Source organism: Lachnoclostridium sp. An181 (assembly GCF_002160325.1).
Taxonomy (GTDB): Bacteria; Bacillota; Clostridia; order Lachnospirales; family Lachnospiraceae; genus An181.
In genome coordinates this window covers 67060-82675 of sequence record NZ_NFKJ01000012.1, presented here as the reverse complement: position 1 = coordinate 82675, position 15616 = coordinate 67060, and the positions used below count along the sequence as shown (strand labels likewise).

General features: G+C 44.0%; 12 protein-coding genes. 1 reads left to right on the top strand and 11 read right to left on the bottom strand.

Annotated features, from left to right (window positions below; translation table 11 throughout):
• Positions 1-8 precede the first annotated feature (8 nt).
• From B5F18_RS08670 to B5F18_RS08645, 6 genes are all read right to left on the bottom strand, one after another.
• Positions 9-1001: an aromatic acid exporter family protein gene (locus B5F18_RS08670; protein WP_087157280.1), complete on the bottom strand. Its 993-nt coding sequence runs from the start codon at positions 999-1001 to the stop codon at positions 9-11.
• Position 1002: 1 nt separating this feature from the next.
• On the bottom strand, positions 1003-1320 hold the full coding sequence (gene trxA, locus B5F18_RS08665; RefSeq protein ID WP_087157279.1) for a thioredoxin: 318 nt from the start codon (positions 1318-1320) through the stop codon (positions 1003-1005).
• A gap of 88 nt (positions 1321-1408) precedes the next feature.
• Positions 1409-2074, bottom strand: coding sequence for a Crp/Fnr family transcriptional regulator (locus tag B5F18_RS08660; RefSeq protein ID WP_087157278.1), 666 nt, complete (start codon positions 2072-2074; stop codon positions 1409-1411).
• Between the two features lie 2 nt (positions 2075-2076).
• A complete protein-coding gene (gene ligA, locus B5F18_RS08655; RefSeq protein WP_087157277.1) occupies positions 2077-4038 on the bottom strand; it encodes an NAD-dependent DNA ligase LigA in 1962 nt (653 codons plus the stop codon).
• 9 nt (positions 4039-4047) lie between these two features.
• Positions 4048-4794: a 23S rRNA pseudouridine(2604) synthase RluF gene (gene rluF, locus B5F18_RS08650; RefSeq protein ID WP_087157276.1), complete on the bottom strand. Its 747-nt coding sequence runs from the start codon at positions 4792-4794 to the stop codon at positions 4048-4050.
• Between the two features lie 15 nt (positions 4795-4809).
• Positions 4810-6108, bottom strand: a complete 1299-nt coding sequence (locus B5F18_RS08645) for a M18 family aminopeptidase (protein ID WP_087157275.1) — start codon at positions 6106-6108, stop codon at positions 4810-4812.
• A 132-nt stretch (positions 6109-6240) separates the two neighbouring features.
• Between B5F18_RS08645 and B5F18_RS08640 the strand changes: the two genes are divergently transcribed.
• Complete coding sequence (locus tag B5F18_RS08640; RefSeq protein WP_087157274.1) at positions 6241-6735, top strand: DUF5721 family protein; 495 nt, start codon at positions 6241-6243, stop codon at positions 6733-6735.
• A gap of 30 nt (positions 6736-6765) precedes the next feature.
• Here the strand turns inward: B5F18_RS08640 and B5F18_RS08635 are convergent, their stop codons facing one another.
• The 5 genes from B5F18_RS08635 to B5F18_RS08615 all read right to left on the bottom strand — a co-directional run bounded on the left by B5F18_RS08635 (position 6766) and on the right by B5F18_RS08615 (position 15613).
• On the bottom strand, positions 6766-7614 hold the full coding sequence (locus tag B5F18_RS08635; RefSeq protein WP_087157273.1) for a hypothetical protein: 849 nt from the start codon (positions 7612-7614) through the stop codon (positions 6766-6768).
• Positions 7615-7635: 21 nt separating this feature from the next.
• Positions 7636-8778 (bottom strand): DUF6070 family protein, encoded by a 1143-nt coding sequence (locus tag B5F18_RS08630; RefSeq protein WP_087157272.1) that lies wholly within the window; start codon positions 8776-8778, stop codon positions 7636-7638.
• Positions 8779-8874: 96 nt separating this feature from the next.
• On the bottom strand, positions 8875-9786 hold the full coding sequence (locus B5F18_RS12420) for a PH domain-containing protein (protein WP_162607572.1): 912 nt from the start codon (positions 9784-9786) through the stop codon (positions 8875-8877).
• Between the two features lie 119 nt (positions 9787-9905).
• Positions 9906-11948 carry a molecular chaperone HtpG gene (gene htpG, locus B5F18_RS08620; RefSeq protein WP_087157271.1) on the bottom strand — a complete coding sequence of 681 codons (2043 nt, stop codon included), beginning with the start codon at positions 11946-11948 and terminating at the stop codon, positions 9906-9908.
• A 122-nt stretch (positions 11949-12070) separates the two neighbouring features.
• Entirely contained in the window at positions 12071-15613 is a 3543-nt protein-coding gene (locus B5F18_RS08615) for an FtsX-like permease family protein (RefSeq protein WP_087157270.1), read from the bottom strand.
• Positions 15614-15616 lie beyond the last annotated feature (3 nt).

The window sequence follows — 15616 nt, the reverse complement described above, 5'->3', positions numbered from 1 at the left end:
TACCTATACTACTGCTCCCAGTATATCTCTTTTTCTTTCTCTGTCAATTTTTCTACAAATGTCCTTTTAAGTTCAAGAAGAACTCCCAGATCCCTCAAAATCTGCATCAAAAGCGCACGGTTCTCAAACTCCTCCCTTGTCTTTGGAAGCGGGCTTTCCCTGTATTTCTGCTTTAGATTGTCGAGATTTTCGGAAAGTTTCTCCACATTATTTTTTTCATGGTAACTCTCCCCTGTCTCTATGAGAAATCTTCCGATCTCCCCTGCCTGCTCCGGCAGCATTTCTATATTTTTGATATTTTGATACATCCACTGCAGCACCTTACACTGTTCCATCCGCATATCCATATAGCGCAGAAAATATGTATCTGCTTTTGTCAGGGTATTTTGTATCCGCAAGGTCGCCTCTCTTTCCATCTTGAAAAAATACTTGTCAAGCAGCAAAAAATCACGGTCAAGCAGCCTGCCCTTCTCTTCCTCCAAAAGATGGGCGCCCATATCTTTTAAAAGCCTGCCCATGTGGTCGTCGATCCTTTTTTGCGCTGCCCGGATCTTTGACAGATTTTCCGGCATAAAAAGATTCACTGTCACTCCGATCCCGGCCCCAATGATAAAGAGCAGACTCTCATTTTTTACGGAAGACAACGTGATCGTATCGGCCAGATAATGGGTGGCAAGCACTGCATTCATGGACACAGCGCCTTCCAGATCAAATCGCATGCAAACAAAAATAAAAGCAAAAAGAAAGAGCGCATATGTCCATATCTCATGGCCGAATCCCTGAAAAATGGCAATGCACAGGACAGTCATAAGCCCAAATGCCAGTACCCTCTTGGCCGCGAGAACAAATGTCTCTTTCTTTGTATTCTGTATCGTTAAAAGTGTGATGATTCCTGCGGAATAAGCATAAGAAAGCCCCAGTGCCTCTGCAATCGCCATTGCAGCAGGCACTGCGACAGTAAGTTTCAGCCATTTTAAGTAGGAAACTTTAACCCCTTTCATTTTACAAAAACTGCTCAAGCATGGAAACAGCCTCTTTTTTCTGAAGCGCGCCTACGTTTCGTTTTACCACTTCACCGTCTTTGATGATCACAACAGTCGGGATACTCATCACACGGTACTGTCTTGCAAGGTCAGGCTCTTCATCCACATTGATCTTTCCGACAATCGCCTTACCTTCCATTTCTTTTGCCAGTTCCTCCACAACCGGTAAAAACATCTGGCATGGTCCGCACCACTCAGCCCAAAAATCGATAAATACAGGAACCTTTGACTCTTTTACTACCTCATTGAAATTTGCACTTGTTATTTTTACTGCCATCATCTATTCCTCCTTTAAGAATTAGTATCTTTCATTGATGGGTTTAGTATACACATTCTGTTTTCTCTTTTCCGTGACAACATCACAATCAACGAATACTGTCTGCGGCAAGCTCTCTAAGAGCCTTCTCGTCCGTGATCTTAACTGCCCCTCTTGAAAGGGCGATCATCCGCTCTGACTGCAGATGCTTTAACATCCTGGTCACAACTTCCCTTGCTGTCCCAAGCTCCTTTGCAATCTGCTCATGGGTCACTTTCAATACCCTGGAATCCAGAAGGGACGCTTCTTCTACCAGAAAAGCGGCAATTCTGCTGTCCATACTTTTGTTCATCACCTGATCCATCAGCCACATGACATCAGAGAAGTGAGATGCCATCAGTTCATTTGTATAGTTGGCAACAGGGAGTGAGGTTTTTGCCATTTTCTTAAATACACTGGTCGGCAAAACCACAACCTTTGTGTCCTCTTTTGCCACAATATGGATCTCAAAATCAATATTCGGCATCATGCAGGTGGCGGCAAAAAGACACACATCCCTCTCTATCAGGCGGTACAACGTCATCTCCTTCCCCTCTTCGGAGATAATATAGCCTCTGAGCATTCCGCTTACGACCGCCAAAAGCCCCAGACAGTCTTTTCCTGTAAAAATATGTTCTCCCTTTTTGATCATTCGGGTGTACAAAGAATGCTCCAGTTCTTTTTGTTCCTCTTCTTTCAGCTGTCTCCAAAACGGAAAATATTCTCCTAATTTCATTTTTACTCTCCCTTCAGCATTTCCAGGAATGTCTCCTCCGAAATAATAGGAATTTCCAACTCTCTTGCCTTTTTGTTTTTGGAGGAGGAAGACTCTGTGTCATTGTTGATCAAGTAATTTGTCTTTTTGGTGACTGTCCCTGTCACTTTTCCTCCCTTTTTCTCAATCAGTTCTTTCAACTCATTCCGGTTGGCAAAATGCTCCAAGCTGCCCGTAACGACAAAATTGATTCCCTTCCATGTCTGTTCTTCTTCACTGATATCCTCTTTTTGTATCCTCAGCTCATTCAAGAGCCGTTCAAACTGTTCCACATGCTCCTTATCACCAAAATAGTCGGTGTAAGACTTTGCGATCACATCACCGATTCCTGCAATAGCATCCAGCTCTTCTCTTGTCACACGCACGAGCTTTTCTGCATCATATTCAAATTCCCTGCAGATGATTTTGGCATTTGCAAGACCGATGTTGGAAATGCCAAGACCATAAAGCACTTTGGGCAATGTCGTCACCCTTGCCTTTTCAATACTGTCTATTAAATTTTGATATGATTTTTCCCCAAATCCTTCCATTGACTTTATCTCATCTTCATGGAGCTCCAAATGGAAAATATCCGCAAATTCTTTGATAAATCCTTTGGAGATGAACTTCTCAAGTGTTGCCTCTGACAGCCCGTCAATGCCCAGGGCATCCCTGCTCACAAACAAGGTAAAGGACTTCACATGTTTTGCCTGGCACTGCGGGTTGGTGCAGTAGAGCGCCTTTGCATTTGCCACCCGGCGCACTTCTGTCTGTCCCTGACAGACCGGACAGACGTCCGGAACGGAAACCATGCCGCTGCGCGTCAGATTGTCTGCGATCTGCGGGATGATCATATTTGCTTTGTACACTTCGATCGTATCCCCGATGCCAAGCTCCAGCTCTTCCATAATGCTTAGATTGTGTACGCTTGCCCGGCTTACTGTGGTTCCTTCCAGCTCCACCGGTTCAAAGATAGCCACCGGGTTGATAAGCCCTGTCCTGGAAGGACTCCACTCAATCTCCTTTAAAACCGTCTGTCTGATTTCATCCGCCCATTTAAAGGCAAAGGAATCCCGTGGGAATTTAGCTGTTGTCCCCAATGACTCTCCATAGGCAATGTCCTCGTACACCAGCACAAGCCCATCTGATGGAATATCGTTTTTCTCAATCTTCTTCTCAAAGAAAGCAACTTTTTCTTCAATATCTGATGCATCTGTCAGATAATGCTCCACTACTTCAAATCCCTGTCTCTCCAACCAGGAAAACTGCTCCATTCTCGAATTTGCAAAATCAACGCCATCCGCCTTTACAAGGGAAAATGCGTAGAACCGTACATTCCTTTTCGCTGTGATCTCATTGTTGAGCTGACGCACGGATCCGCTGCAGAGATTTCTTGGATTTTTATACTTTGCATCCACATCCTCTATCTCTTCGTTGATCTTCTCAAAATCCCGGTACCCGATAACTGCCTCTCCGCGCAGGATGAGCTCCCCCTTATGCGCAATCTGCAGCGGGATATTGCAAAACACTTTGGCATTGTTGGTGATGACCTCGCCGATTTCTCCGTTTCCCCTTGTGACTGCTTTGTAAAGGCTGCCGTCGCGGTAGGTAAGAACAATCGTAAGACCGTCCAGTTTCCAGGAGATCACTGCCTTTTTTGCGCCCAGAAATTCTTTCAGTCTTGAGATTTCCTTTGTCTTATCCAGCGAGAGCATCGGCTTTTCATGGCGCTCTTTTGGAAGCTCACTTAAGACCTCATATCCCACCCGCACAGTCGGGCTGTTGGACAAGGTGATACCTGTCTCTTTTTCCAGCTTTTCCAGCTCCTCGTACAGCGCGTCATACTCATAGTTGCTCATGATCTCCGATGCATCCTGATAATATGCTTTGGCAGCTTTATTTAATGTCTCCACAAGTGTATGCATTCGTTGTCTTTTTGTTTCCATGTTACTCCCCTATTCTATTACAGTTTCATTGGACGAGTCTTTTATAAGGCGGTACAATTCTTTTGTCTCCTCTTTTGTCAGTTCTCTGTACGCCCCAACTTTTAAATTTCCAAGCCGGATATTCATGATCCTCGTCCGCTTTAATGTCTTCACTTCATATCCAAAATATTCGCACATGCGCCGGATTTGGCGATTTAACCCCTGCGTGAGCACGATCCTGAATTTATATTTGCCAATCTGCTCTGCTTTGCATTCCCTTGTGACGGTGTCAAGAATCGGCACCCCCCCTGCCATTCCCGCAAGAAAGCGCTCTGTGACAGGTCGATCCACTGTCACCTCGTATTCCTTTTCGTGTCTGTTTCCTGCGCGCATGATTTTGTTGATGATCTCTCCTTGATTCGTCATGAGCAGAAGGCCTTCCGAATCTTTGTCAAGCCGCCCAATGTAGGTGATCCTGGCTGGGTAATCCAAAAAGCGGATGATATTTTTCTTCTCCCGTTTCTCCTCTGTGCACACGATCCCCCTTGGCTTATTCACTGCCAGTATGACCGGACGTTCTGCATGGAGGATTTTCTTTCCCCGCACACAGATTGTCTGGGATGGATTTACTTTCATCCCCATATCCGCAGTTTTTCCATCCACACTGACCTGACCGCCCGCGATAAGCCGATCCGCCTCCCGCCTTGAACAAACCCCTGACTCGGCCAAAAACTTATTTAACCGGATGTTAGTATTGCTATCCTGCCGTTCTCTCACTTTTTTACTCCATTTCTATTTTTCTATGGAAAAATATGCTTTCAGATATCTTTCCAGACTCTCCTGATCCTTTCTTCCCATCAGCTCTCTTGCCGAATGCATGGCAAGCAGAGGCACTCCTAGATCCACTGTCCGCACCGGAAACATCGCAGATGCAATAGAACCAAGTGTCCCGCCTCCTGCCATATCCGAACGGTTGAGCGCTTTCTGGTATGGAATTCCTTCCTTTTTACATATCTGCTCCATCACTGCAATGGCATTTCCGTCGGTTGCATACGACTGAGAGCAGGCCTCCTTGATACACACTCCCCCATTTAACACCGGCTGATTTGTCGGATCGTACTTTTCTGTGTAGTTTGGATGGTATCCGTGCGCCACGTCCACGGACATCATAAGTCCTTCCTGAATGGCACTTTGAAACTCTTCTCTTGAAAAATGAAGTCCCCTGTACACTTTCTCCAGCACAATGGACAAAAGCGTGGAACCTGCTCCCTGTTTGGTCCTGCTGCCGATCTCCTCATGGTCAAACACAACCGCCAAGTTGATCCCGCTTTCCCTCCTTCCTTCTATGAGCGCTTTTGTAAGCGCATAGGAAGAGGTCAGATTATCCAGGCGTGGTGCGGAAATAAATTCTTTTTCCATCCCCACAAATGTACTTTCATCTTTATTATAAATATTCAGCTCAAAGCCAAGTATCTCTTCCTTCTCCACAGAAATTCTTTTTGCCAGCCAGTCAAGGAATCCTTCCTTTTCTTCCTGATGATCAGCCATTCCCGTAATCGGGAGCATATGGATCTGACGGTTTAATTTATTTCCTTCATTCATCTCCCGGTTCAAATGGATGGCGATATTCGGTATGATGAACACAGGCTCCTGTAAATCCACCAGCACTTCTTTTGGCAAAAACACGTTTTCTGACCGCAGCATGACACGCCCTGCAGCTGATAACGGGCGGTCCATCCAGCTTGCCAGATTCACTCCTCCATACGTCTCTGTATTCAACTTAAGATAGCCATTTTTCTTTATATCCGGATGCGGCTTTATCCGAAATCCCGGGAAGTCTCCGTGGGATGCCCCAATCCGAAAAGAATCCTTCTGATCCATCTTCTCTCCAACTGTAAAGGCAAAAATCGTGGTGCCATGGTGTATGACATAATAGGCTCCGCCTTTTTTTAAATTCCACTCATCTTTTAGCTGCAATCTCTCAAATCCCGCCAGTGTAAGGCGCTCCGCCACTGCTTTCACTGTATGGAACGGGGAGACTGCCTCCTGGATAAACGCAAACAGCTCATTTTCCATCCTTGTCTGACTCATGTTTTATTCTCTCCTTCTTTTCACATACGTTAATGATACTGTTTCATCTTTAAAAAGTCAACGCACCGGGTGCATTTGCATTTTGCTTCTGATATAATGAAAGATACTATCCATTTTGAAAGGAGGACCTTCATGGTTTCATTCAATATCATTGACGTAAAGGACTGTATGTCCCACCTGCTCATCAAAGATACGTTCGATTCTTTTTTGTTTATGGAAGCCGATATCACCACCTTCAACCGGTTTCACATAGATGGCTTGCTGCAGTTAGATTTTTTTGACACAGAACAGACAGCGACCCTTGACAATCGAAAATATTCCCTCTGGAAGGAGATAAAAGATTTTTGTTTTTCTATTGTAAAGGGAAAGAAGACTCCTCTTCACATGAAACTGATCTTTTCACTCTCCCCTGCAAACACACAAAAATTTCTGACACAGGCAAACCTTCCCTTTACCCCGGATATGGTAAAAGGTCTGTATCTTAATTTCCATTATGACGGCTCTGCCCTAAAATGTATCACCGGAACTTCCATGCACACCTTTACCATGGATAAGTCTCTGGAGCATGCGTGGGATGATATGGCAAAGCAGCTTTTTATCCGCAAAAAAATAGCTGTGGAGATGTGATTCCTCCACAGCCATTCATTTCTTTTATCTTTATCTGGAAAGAGATTTTCTTCCGATCACACATGCGATTGCCCGCAGCACAATAAGGACCACCCCTGTAGCCGCCAAAAGCGCACCCAGTTCCATACAGATCTTTACGTCCATATCTGCTGTTCTCCCAAGAAACCGATTGGTGATATCATCGCCAAACAGCCACACCCCTGCAGGAACCCCTGCTCCGATGACTGCTCCGGAGAGAATGCCGGAAATTCCTAGGTTATTCATAAAGCGGATCCTGTCTTTTCTTACAATGATGAGAAGAAGTCCAAGGAAAACCGTCAGTGCTGCACATCCTCCCACGACAGCAGTTGATGTCGCAATATCATAAAGTTTCAGCGCTGTCCTTACCTTGGGACTTGAAGATGATAAATTTTCCACTGCGTATTTGACCGCACTGTCTATCTGCTCCTCCTGCGCCTTCAGCACTTCTGTCACTTGCTGTTTCTGCTCCTCGGTCATAGTGATCCCAAGTTCTCCTGCTGCCTTGTCTATAAGCTCCTCATTCAGTCCTGCAAACAATTGCTCCGTTCCCTTAACTTGAAAGTTTTCCTGACCTTCTGCCACGGCTGTCAGATATTTGTCCACAAGTTTATCAACCGCCGGATTTTCGTCCACAAATTTTTCAACCGTTTCAAGCTGACTGGAGTTGACATCCGGGTATACTTCATAGATGACATCTGTCACCTTATCACTCAATGCTGTGTCAATAAACGTATCCTTGATCGTACTGCTGCTGACCGGTTTTATGCAGACAAGCCCTGCAAGTACTGTCAGTGAAAGAAAAAACAAAATGCTTATCAGTTTTCCCAACACTGAAAATCTTACTCTTTTTGTACTCAATCAAATCCCTTCTTTCTGTATTTATTCTCCCACTCTGTACTGGTAGCCAGGCTCAGTGTATTTCCCCCATCCAGTCAAATGGTTGCTCACATAAATAATACCACCGTCTTCCAAAAAACGCACGGTTAATTCGTGAGAAAATACACAATCCTCCCCGGATGTCTCATTAACGGATTCAATTGCCAGTGTATACGTGCCATCCTCGTTTTCTCTCATATCCACAATCTTTGGAATTGCTCCCGTCACTTCATTGCCGACATGATTTCCCACTCCGTAAGCTTGCCACAAATAGGTTCCGTCTCCCCTGTAATATCGGCTTTTTCTTAATTCTTCTGTGCTCACAGAAAGAAATCTTTGTATGACAGACTCAAACTCCTTTGCGGGCACTCCGTTTTGAAATTTTTCATTGTCCACGCTTGTTTTGTAGATCATCTGATAGAAAGTATCAAAAATCCCGATATAGTCAAGGTTGTCCATATCTTTCTGCTGCCATTGAGCAAGAAATAAATTATTTCCCTTATATCCCACTGGTCTTAAGTACTGATTTTCTATCTTCAAATACCGCTCATCCACAGGGCGAATCTGAATCATGGAAGTGGACTCGACCACCTCTGTCACTTTTGGCCACTCGGGCGCACAAAGCTCATAGGCAAACCATCCTTTGTCTGTGTACCTCCACTGTTCCACTTTTGTATAAGATGTCTCCCCAAAAACAATCTGCCCGTTATCCTCCTTACGCGCACTCATATACAAAAGAAACATTTCTTCTCCGTCAAAAGTAAATTGATTGCGGATGACTCTTCCATCGTCTTTGATCTGATATATCTGAATCTCCCCTTTTTGTGTGCTCTTGGCATTTTTTAAAAATTCATCCGCTTTTTCATAGTTCACCATATTGGCCGCCACTCCGGCCAAAATACCCGGCGCCCCGCTCTTTGTGGCTGTTTCCAATAATTTCCCCGGATCCTGCCCTCCTGATTCAATGATCTTCTTTAAATCCTGCTCTCCTTGCTTTTTCTCCTTTTCATCCACAGGAAGATCATAGCCTTTTTCCTGGCTTTGTCCCTGCCCATTTGTGGATACCTCCTCCTTTTCTTTTGTACTTGCGCATCCTATCAGACATACAGATGCCAAAACCATACACAGTAATTTTTTCATCTTCATCTATTGCTGACTCCCCTTATACTACAAATGTAGTTTTATGGTTTTATAATATTACAATTGTAGGAGTGTGTCAATCCGAAAGTTTTTTACTCTTTATCATTGATTGATGCATCGGCTCTGCACATCCTCGATAAACTCATCCCGCTTCTTCACTGCGATCATGATATCATCCCCTGAATCCGTATAAATATAGATCCTGTCCAGCGACATGGCCCAGGATGACAGCGGATTATGTGTTGGTTTCAATGTCCTGATATGCTTATAAGCAATTCTCTTCTTAAAAAATCCAAAATAAATCATCAGTTCCTGTTCTTTTAGCAACACATAATTTCTCCACATCATCGGCAGCATAATAAGGTCCACCAAAAGAATCGTAAACAGTATGACTGCCAGTTCTCCCATATTTACTCCTCTTTGGGAAACATCGTCCATCAAGCCTTTTAAGATCATCAGATGAATAAAAATCAGCAGGGCGTACATCCAAATGCCAACCTTTCCTTCATAGCGCACCGCATTGCCCTCGTCTGCGCTTTCCCTGCTCTCTTTTTTTTCCTTTTTTCCAAACTTTCTCCTGTGATAGGTATAGCCATATCCAAAAATTCCAATCACGCCGCCAAAAATAACAAACACCGTGTATCTTCCTACATTTCCAAAGTAGGTGCTGGAAAAAACAATCCAAAAGAAGAGCATGGACGTCCCCAGCGCTACCGTACAGCTTACATTTCTGTTTCTGGTATTGTCTTCTTTATCTTCGTACCTGGCTTTGCGCAATTCCCGTAGCGTTGCATGCATACTGACTGACAGAATGATCTGGATGATCGGAAGAATCATGATCTCAATTTTATTTCCGTATCTGTCGGGCTGTCCCCAGAAATTAAAATGCATTGGTATCTTAGAGGGCAGCTCTTTGTATACAGCTGCCAGATAGAAAAGGGTCATGCAGGTAAACCCCCACATAAAAGTCAGCGTCATTTTTTCTATAAGCCGATAACCGTTTTTTTCACCCATAAGACCTTCCCTCCTTTTTTTCATTCTATTCTCTGCGCAAAAGAAAAACAAGTAGGGAACCCCACAAAGTCAAAAAAGACAGAACCTTTTGGCTCTGCCTCTTTTTTTCTGCTTAATAATTATTTTGTCATCAGCATCATGATTTCATTGCTTCTTGCAATAAACTTTGTCATCTCTTCCGGATTTAACGGTTTATTGCTAAGCACCGCCAGATCATACAGCTGCTGGCAGATCAAGTCTGTGTGCTCTCCGTCTTTATGCTCCAGCACATACTGTACAAGCGGATGTTTCGCATTCAGAACAAGTGTCACGTCTGTGCCGAACATGGATGCATCCATACCGTACATATTGTACATCTTCATCATCTCCTGCATACGTCTGCTCTGCTCGGAAAGTGTCACCATTGCAGCTACATCCTCTGTTTTGAGTTTTTCCACTTTCACATCCAGCTTTTCATTGGAAAGAGCCTTGCGGAATACTTCTGTGAGCTCTTCTTTCTGTTTATTTAAAGTTTCCTCGTCTTCCCCTGAAACATCCTCTTTCAAATCTTCTGTCACATCCGCATCGATTCTTTGGAATTCCACTGGATTTCTCTGCTCCAACTGTGTGATGAACGGGGAGTCGATGTTGTGTGTGAGGATCACAGCATCCTTACCTTCTGCCTTGAACATGTTGATGTACTGGCTCTGCTGCTGTTCATCTGTCACGTAGAAGATTTTTGTCTTCTTCTCTTCTGCATTTTCTCCCTCTTCTTTTTTCTCCTCTTTCTCAAGTGTGCCGCCGTTTGCCTCCACGCAGTCTTTCAGCGTGAGGTATTTGTGCTCTAAGTTTTTAAAGAGAATGAAATCGCTCATCTTGTCGCAGAATTTTTCATCTTTGAGACATCCGAATTTGATGAACGGGCTGATATCATCCCAATATTTTTCATAGGATTCTCTGTCTGTCTTGCACATGCCGGAAAGCTTATCTGCCACTTTCTTTGTAATATACTCGGAAATCTTCTTCACAAATCCATCGTTCTGAAGTGCACTTCTGGATACATTGAGCGGAAGATCCGGACAATCGATCACACCTTTTAACAGCATCAAAAATTCCGGGATCACTTCTTTGATGTTGTCAGCAATAAATACCTGGTTATTGTACAGTTTGATCGTTCCTTCAATGGACTCATACTCCGTGTTGATCTTCGGGAAATACAAAATTCCTTTTAAGTTGAACGGGTAATCCATATTCAGGTGAATCCAGAACAATGGCTCCTTGTAATCCATAAACACTTTGCGGTAGAAGTCGATGTAATCTTCCTTGCTGCACTCATTTGGATGTTTTGCAAACAATGGTGTGGTGTCGTTGATGGCAACCGGACGTTTGTGGATCTTTACCTTCTCACATGCAGGTTCTGCTTCCACCATCTCTTTTTCACCGTTTTCGTTTTCTTTCTCCTCCATCTTTGCTTCCTGATGGATATGTTCCACCACTACGTCATCCTCGCGCAGCTCATCTTCCATAATGGTCTCGTATTCCTGCTCTGCATTTGCCTTGGAAAGGAAGATTTCTACCGGCATAAAGGAACAGTATTTTTCCAGTACTTCGCGCACGCGGTATTCATTGGAAAATTCTGTGCTGCTTTCATTGAGGTAAAGAGTGATCTCTGTACCAATTTCTGTCCTGTTTCCATCCTGCATCTCATACTCTGTACCGCCATCGCACTCCCAATGTACCGGGACGGCTCCCTCTTTGCAGGAAAGTGTATCGATGTGGACCTCATCCGCAACCATGAATGCAGAGTAAAATCCTAACCCAAAATGACCGATGATCTGGTCATCGTTTGTCTTATCCTTATATTTTTCCAAAAATTCAGTGGCACCGGAAAATGCAATTTGTGTGATATATTCCTCCACCTCATCCGCTGTCATACCGATACCATTGTCAATGAATTTCAATGTCTTTTCTTCCGGATTTACAATAACCTGTATTGCCGGTTTGTAATCCTGCGGCAGCTGATATTCTCCCATCATATCCAGCTTTTTCAGCTTTGTGATCGCATCGCATCCATTTGACACAAGCTCACGCACAAAGATATCGTGATCTGAATACATCCATTTTTTAATGATCGGAAAAATGTTTTCGCTGTGGATCGATAAACTTCCATGTTTTGTTCCCATATATAACAACTCCTTTATATGAAATGATCACCAATTTTTTATCCAAAGAATATCTTAATACGTGAAAAATAAAATGTCAACAGAAAATTAGCACTCTTCAAAAAAGAGTGCTAACAATCTGATCATTCAATACTTTTGAGCGATTCCACCATATCGATTTTCTTTAATTTATAATACATAACCCAGTTGACAAACAGGGCAAATGCAATGGTAAACAGAAAACTGTAGAGAAAACTTGGCAAATTAACATTTCTTCCGAACATCACTTCCTCAATCTCCACAGTCACGATCACATACTGGTGCAAAAGTTTTCCAAGTCCGCACCCGGCCACAGCCCCTATGAGTGTGAGCAGTACATTCTCTCTGTATACGTAGGCAGAAACTTCCCGATCATAAAAGCCGAGTACTTTCAGTGTGGCAAGCTCCCTCTTTCTTTCCGTGATATTGATATTGCTCAGGTTGTACAGTACCACGAATGCCAGCATCCCGGCGGAGATGATCAGGACTACGATGACGAGGTTCAGACTCCTAAGCATATCATCAAGCCGCTCTTCCAGAGAGTCTGTGTAACTTACATTCTGCACAGCATTGTACGTAAGAAGTTTCTCTCCTGTCTCCTCCAGCTTTTCTGTATCATTCTCCTGCATTTTTAACATCACACTGTTATAGACAGGCTCTTCACCGAACAATTCCCTGTAGAGCCCATCTGTCATGTAAAGATAATGGGACATATAATTTTCACAGACCTCTCCGATTTTAACCTGCACGGTTTTTCCATCTTTTTTGACTGTGATCGTATCTCCCTTTTCCACCCCAAGCATTTTTGCCATTTTTTCTGTCAGGATCGCGCCGCCATCTTTTGCCGTATCGGATAAAGAGTACGTATCATCTGTCCTTCGGTTCCCAAATTTCATAAATGGATCCAGATTTTGGCCCTCATCGATCACCTCAAGGTACAATGATTTTTCTTCCTTGCCTTTTTTTACATCCACCAGTTTCATTTCTGCCTCCAGATAGTCAGCCACATCCGGATTGTCCGAAAGATAGTCCAGTACTTCTTGCCTCTCCCCGGCATCCAAGTCCTCCTTTATATATGCTGTGGCGTCGTAAAACTGCAGTTCATCATACTGAATATTTCCAATATCATAAATCGAATCTTTCAGTCCAAATCCTACGATCATCAAAGCCATACAGCCTCCTGTGCCCAGCACAGTCATGAAGAACCGCTTTTTGTAGCGGAAAATGTTCCGGCATGTCGCCTTCCACGTAAAGCTCAAGTGCTTCCATATGAGACTGATACGCTCCAGAAGAATTCTCTTCCCTTGCTTTGGAGCAGGCGGCCTCATCAAAACTGCCGGCTGGGCTGCAAGCTCTCCAAAACAGGATAACCCGGTAGCCACACCCGTGCAGAGCAGGGCTGCCCCGGCAGCCTGGATTCCATAGGAAATATCATACGGTACAACAATATCCGGCACATAAGGATACATAATCTGATATGCGTACACAATGATGTACGGAAATATTTTTTCCCCTGCCAAAAAACCAAACACACTTCCTCCAAAGGTTGCCAATAGCGCGTATCCCAAATATTTTTTTGCGATCGACCACTTGGAATATCCAAGCGCTTTCAATGTTCCTATTTGTGTGCGCTCTTCCTCCACCATCCTTGTCATCGTCGTCAGGCTTATAAGCGCTGCCACAAGAAAAAACAAGATTGGAAACACCTGCCCGATAGCCCGCATTCTGTCTGCATTCTGTCCAAGTCCTTCATATTCGGGAAGTACTGTTCTGTCGTTCACATACCATTCTGTCCCGGAAAGGTCTGACAACTCTTCCTTTGCATCCGCTATCTTCTGTTCACCGTCCGCAATCTCTTTCATTGCCTCTTCTTCTGCTGTTGCATATTCCTTCTTTCCGTCCTCCAGTTTCTTTTCTTCTTCCAGGATCGTCTGTTCGGATTTTGACAGTGTACTTTGCTGCTCTTTTATTTCTTTCCTTGCCATATCAAGCTGTGTTTTTGCGCTGTCCAATGTCCCTTTGCTGCCATCCAGTTCTTCCACTGCTGACAAAAGCTGATCTTTTGCTTCCTGCATCCAAGCTGTCGTTTCAGCCTTTTTCTTTATATACTCCTGCTCTTTTGCCTTCAGTTCCCCGGATGCCTGTGCATAATTTTCTTCGTACTGTCTCCACGCCAGGGCAAGCTCTTTCTCAGCCTTTTCAACCTCCGGGAGAGATGCGGCTGCCTGCATGAGCAGATTTTTTGTCTCCTCCATTTTTTCCAAGGAGATATTCGCCAAAGACAATGACTCTTCCACCTTTTTCAGCTCTTCCTGAAGTCTTTCTTTTTCCTCCTGAGTCTGCGCTTTTGAAATTGCTTCCTCAAGCTCCCTGTAATTTTCTTTCAGACTGTCTATTTGTGAATTCAGTTCTTCTATCTTTTTTTGAACAAGCGGCAGCCCCTCTTTTGCCTTATCAATCTCTGCCCTTGCCTGTTCACATTTCTCCTGTTGCTCCTCAAGCTCAACCCTTGCAGCGTTAAACTCACTCTCCATTGTTTTGCGGGCAGCTACAAGTTGCTGCTCTGCAATATCAAACTGTTCATCTGCAGCCTTCTGTTTGGTTTCAATTTCTTTTAAACCTGTTTCTACTGTGTTCTTCCCCCGGATATACTCCTCATATCCCTGCTGCCACTGCGTTTCCTTTTCCTTAAGAGTATTCTCGCCGTCCAAAAGCTGTTTTTTGCCGTCTGCAATCTGTTCTTTGCCGTCATTTAATAACCTCTCTCCTTCTAAAAGCTCTTTCTTTGCATCGGAAAGTTTCTCTCCGGCCTGTTTTTTTCCGTCATCGAGCTCTTTTTGGGCCTTTAAGATTTCTTCATCCGCAGCGGATCGGATTTCCTCATCGCGAACCTGGCAGCGGTAGTCCTTTATTTTTTCCACCTCGTCAATGACTTTTTCCACTTTGGTTTCATATCCGTCCGTAAATGCAATCTCTTCTTTTGCACCTTCCACAAGAATACACGCCTCTGTATAGATATCCATATCAAAAGCGCTCTCATCCACAGCCAGGAAACCACTGACTTCTCCGGTTCCAATCGTACTGCTCCCTCTCCCAAAAGAAATGTACCTGGAAGAACTGCCCGATCCTACAATACGGAACTCGTCATACTTGAGTGTATCCTTTAAATCCTCATTTGTTCCGGACTCCAGTTTCAGCGTGTCTCCGATTTGATAAGATGTGGATTCCAAAAATGCAATGTCCACCAGACATTCATCCGCTGCTTTTGGCATTCTTCCTTCTTCCACTACAAACTGATTCATGGAGTCATTTCTGGAGAGTACATGAAGAACTTGCTGCCTTCCCTCCACAGCACAGAGTACATCCGTACTGTATCCTGCCTCAACTTTTTCCACTCCGTCAATCTCTCGCAATGCCTTTATATCTTCTTTTGTAATACCCATGGTGCTTTGCACCTGTATGTCCATCAGCGAATTTCTGTCAAAATAAGCGTCCCCGGAAAGGCGCAAATCAGGCTCCGCTACACGGATTCCGGAAAAGAATGCGACTCCAAGCGCCACAATAAAGAAGATAGAGATGAATCTGCCCGCACTTTTTCTGATTTCCATATAAAAATCTTTTCTGAGCACATTTTTCCTTTTTTTCATCGA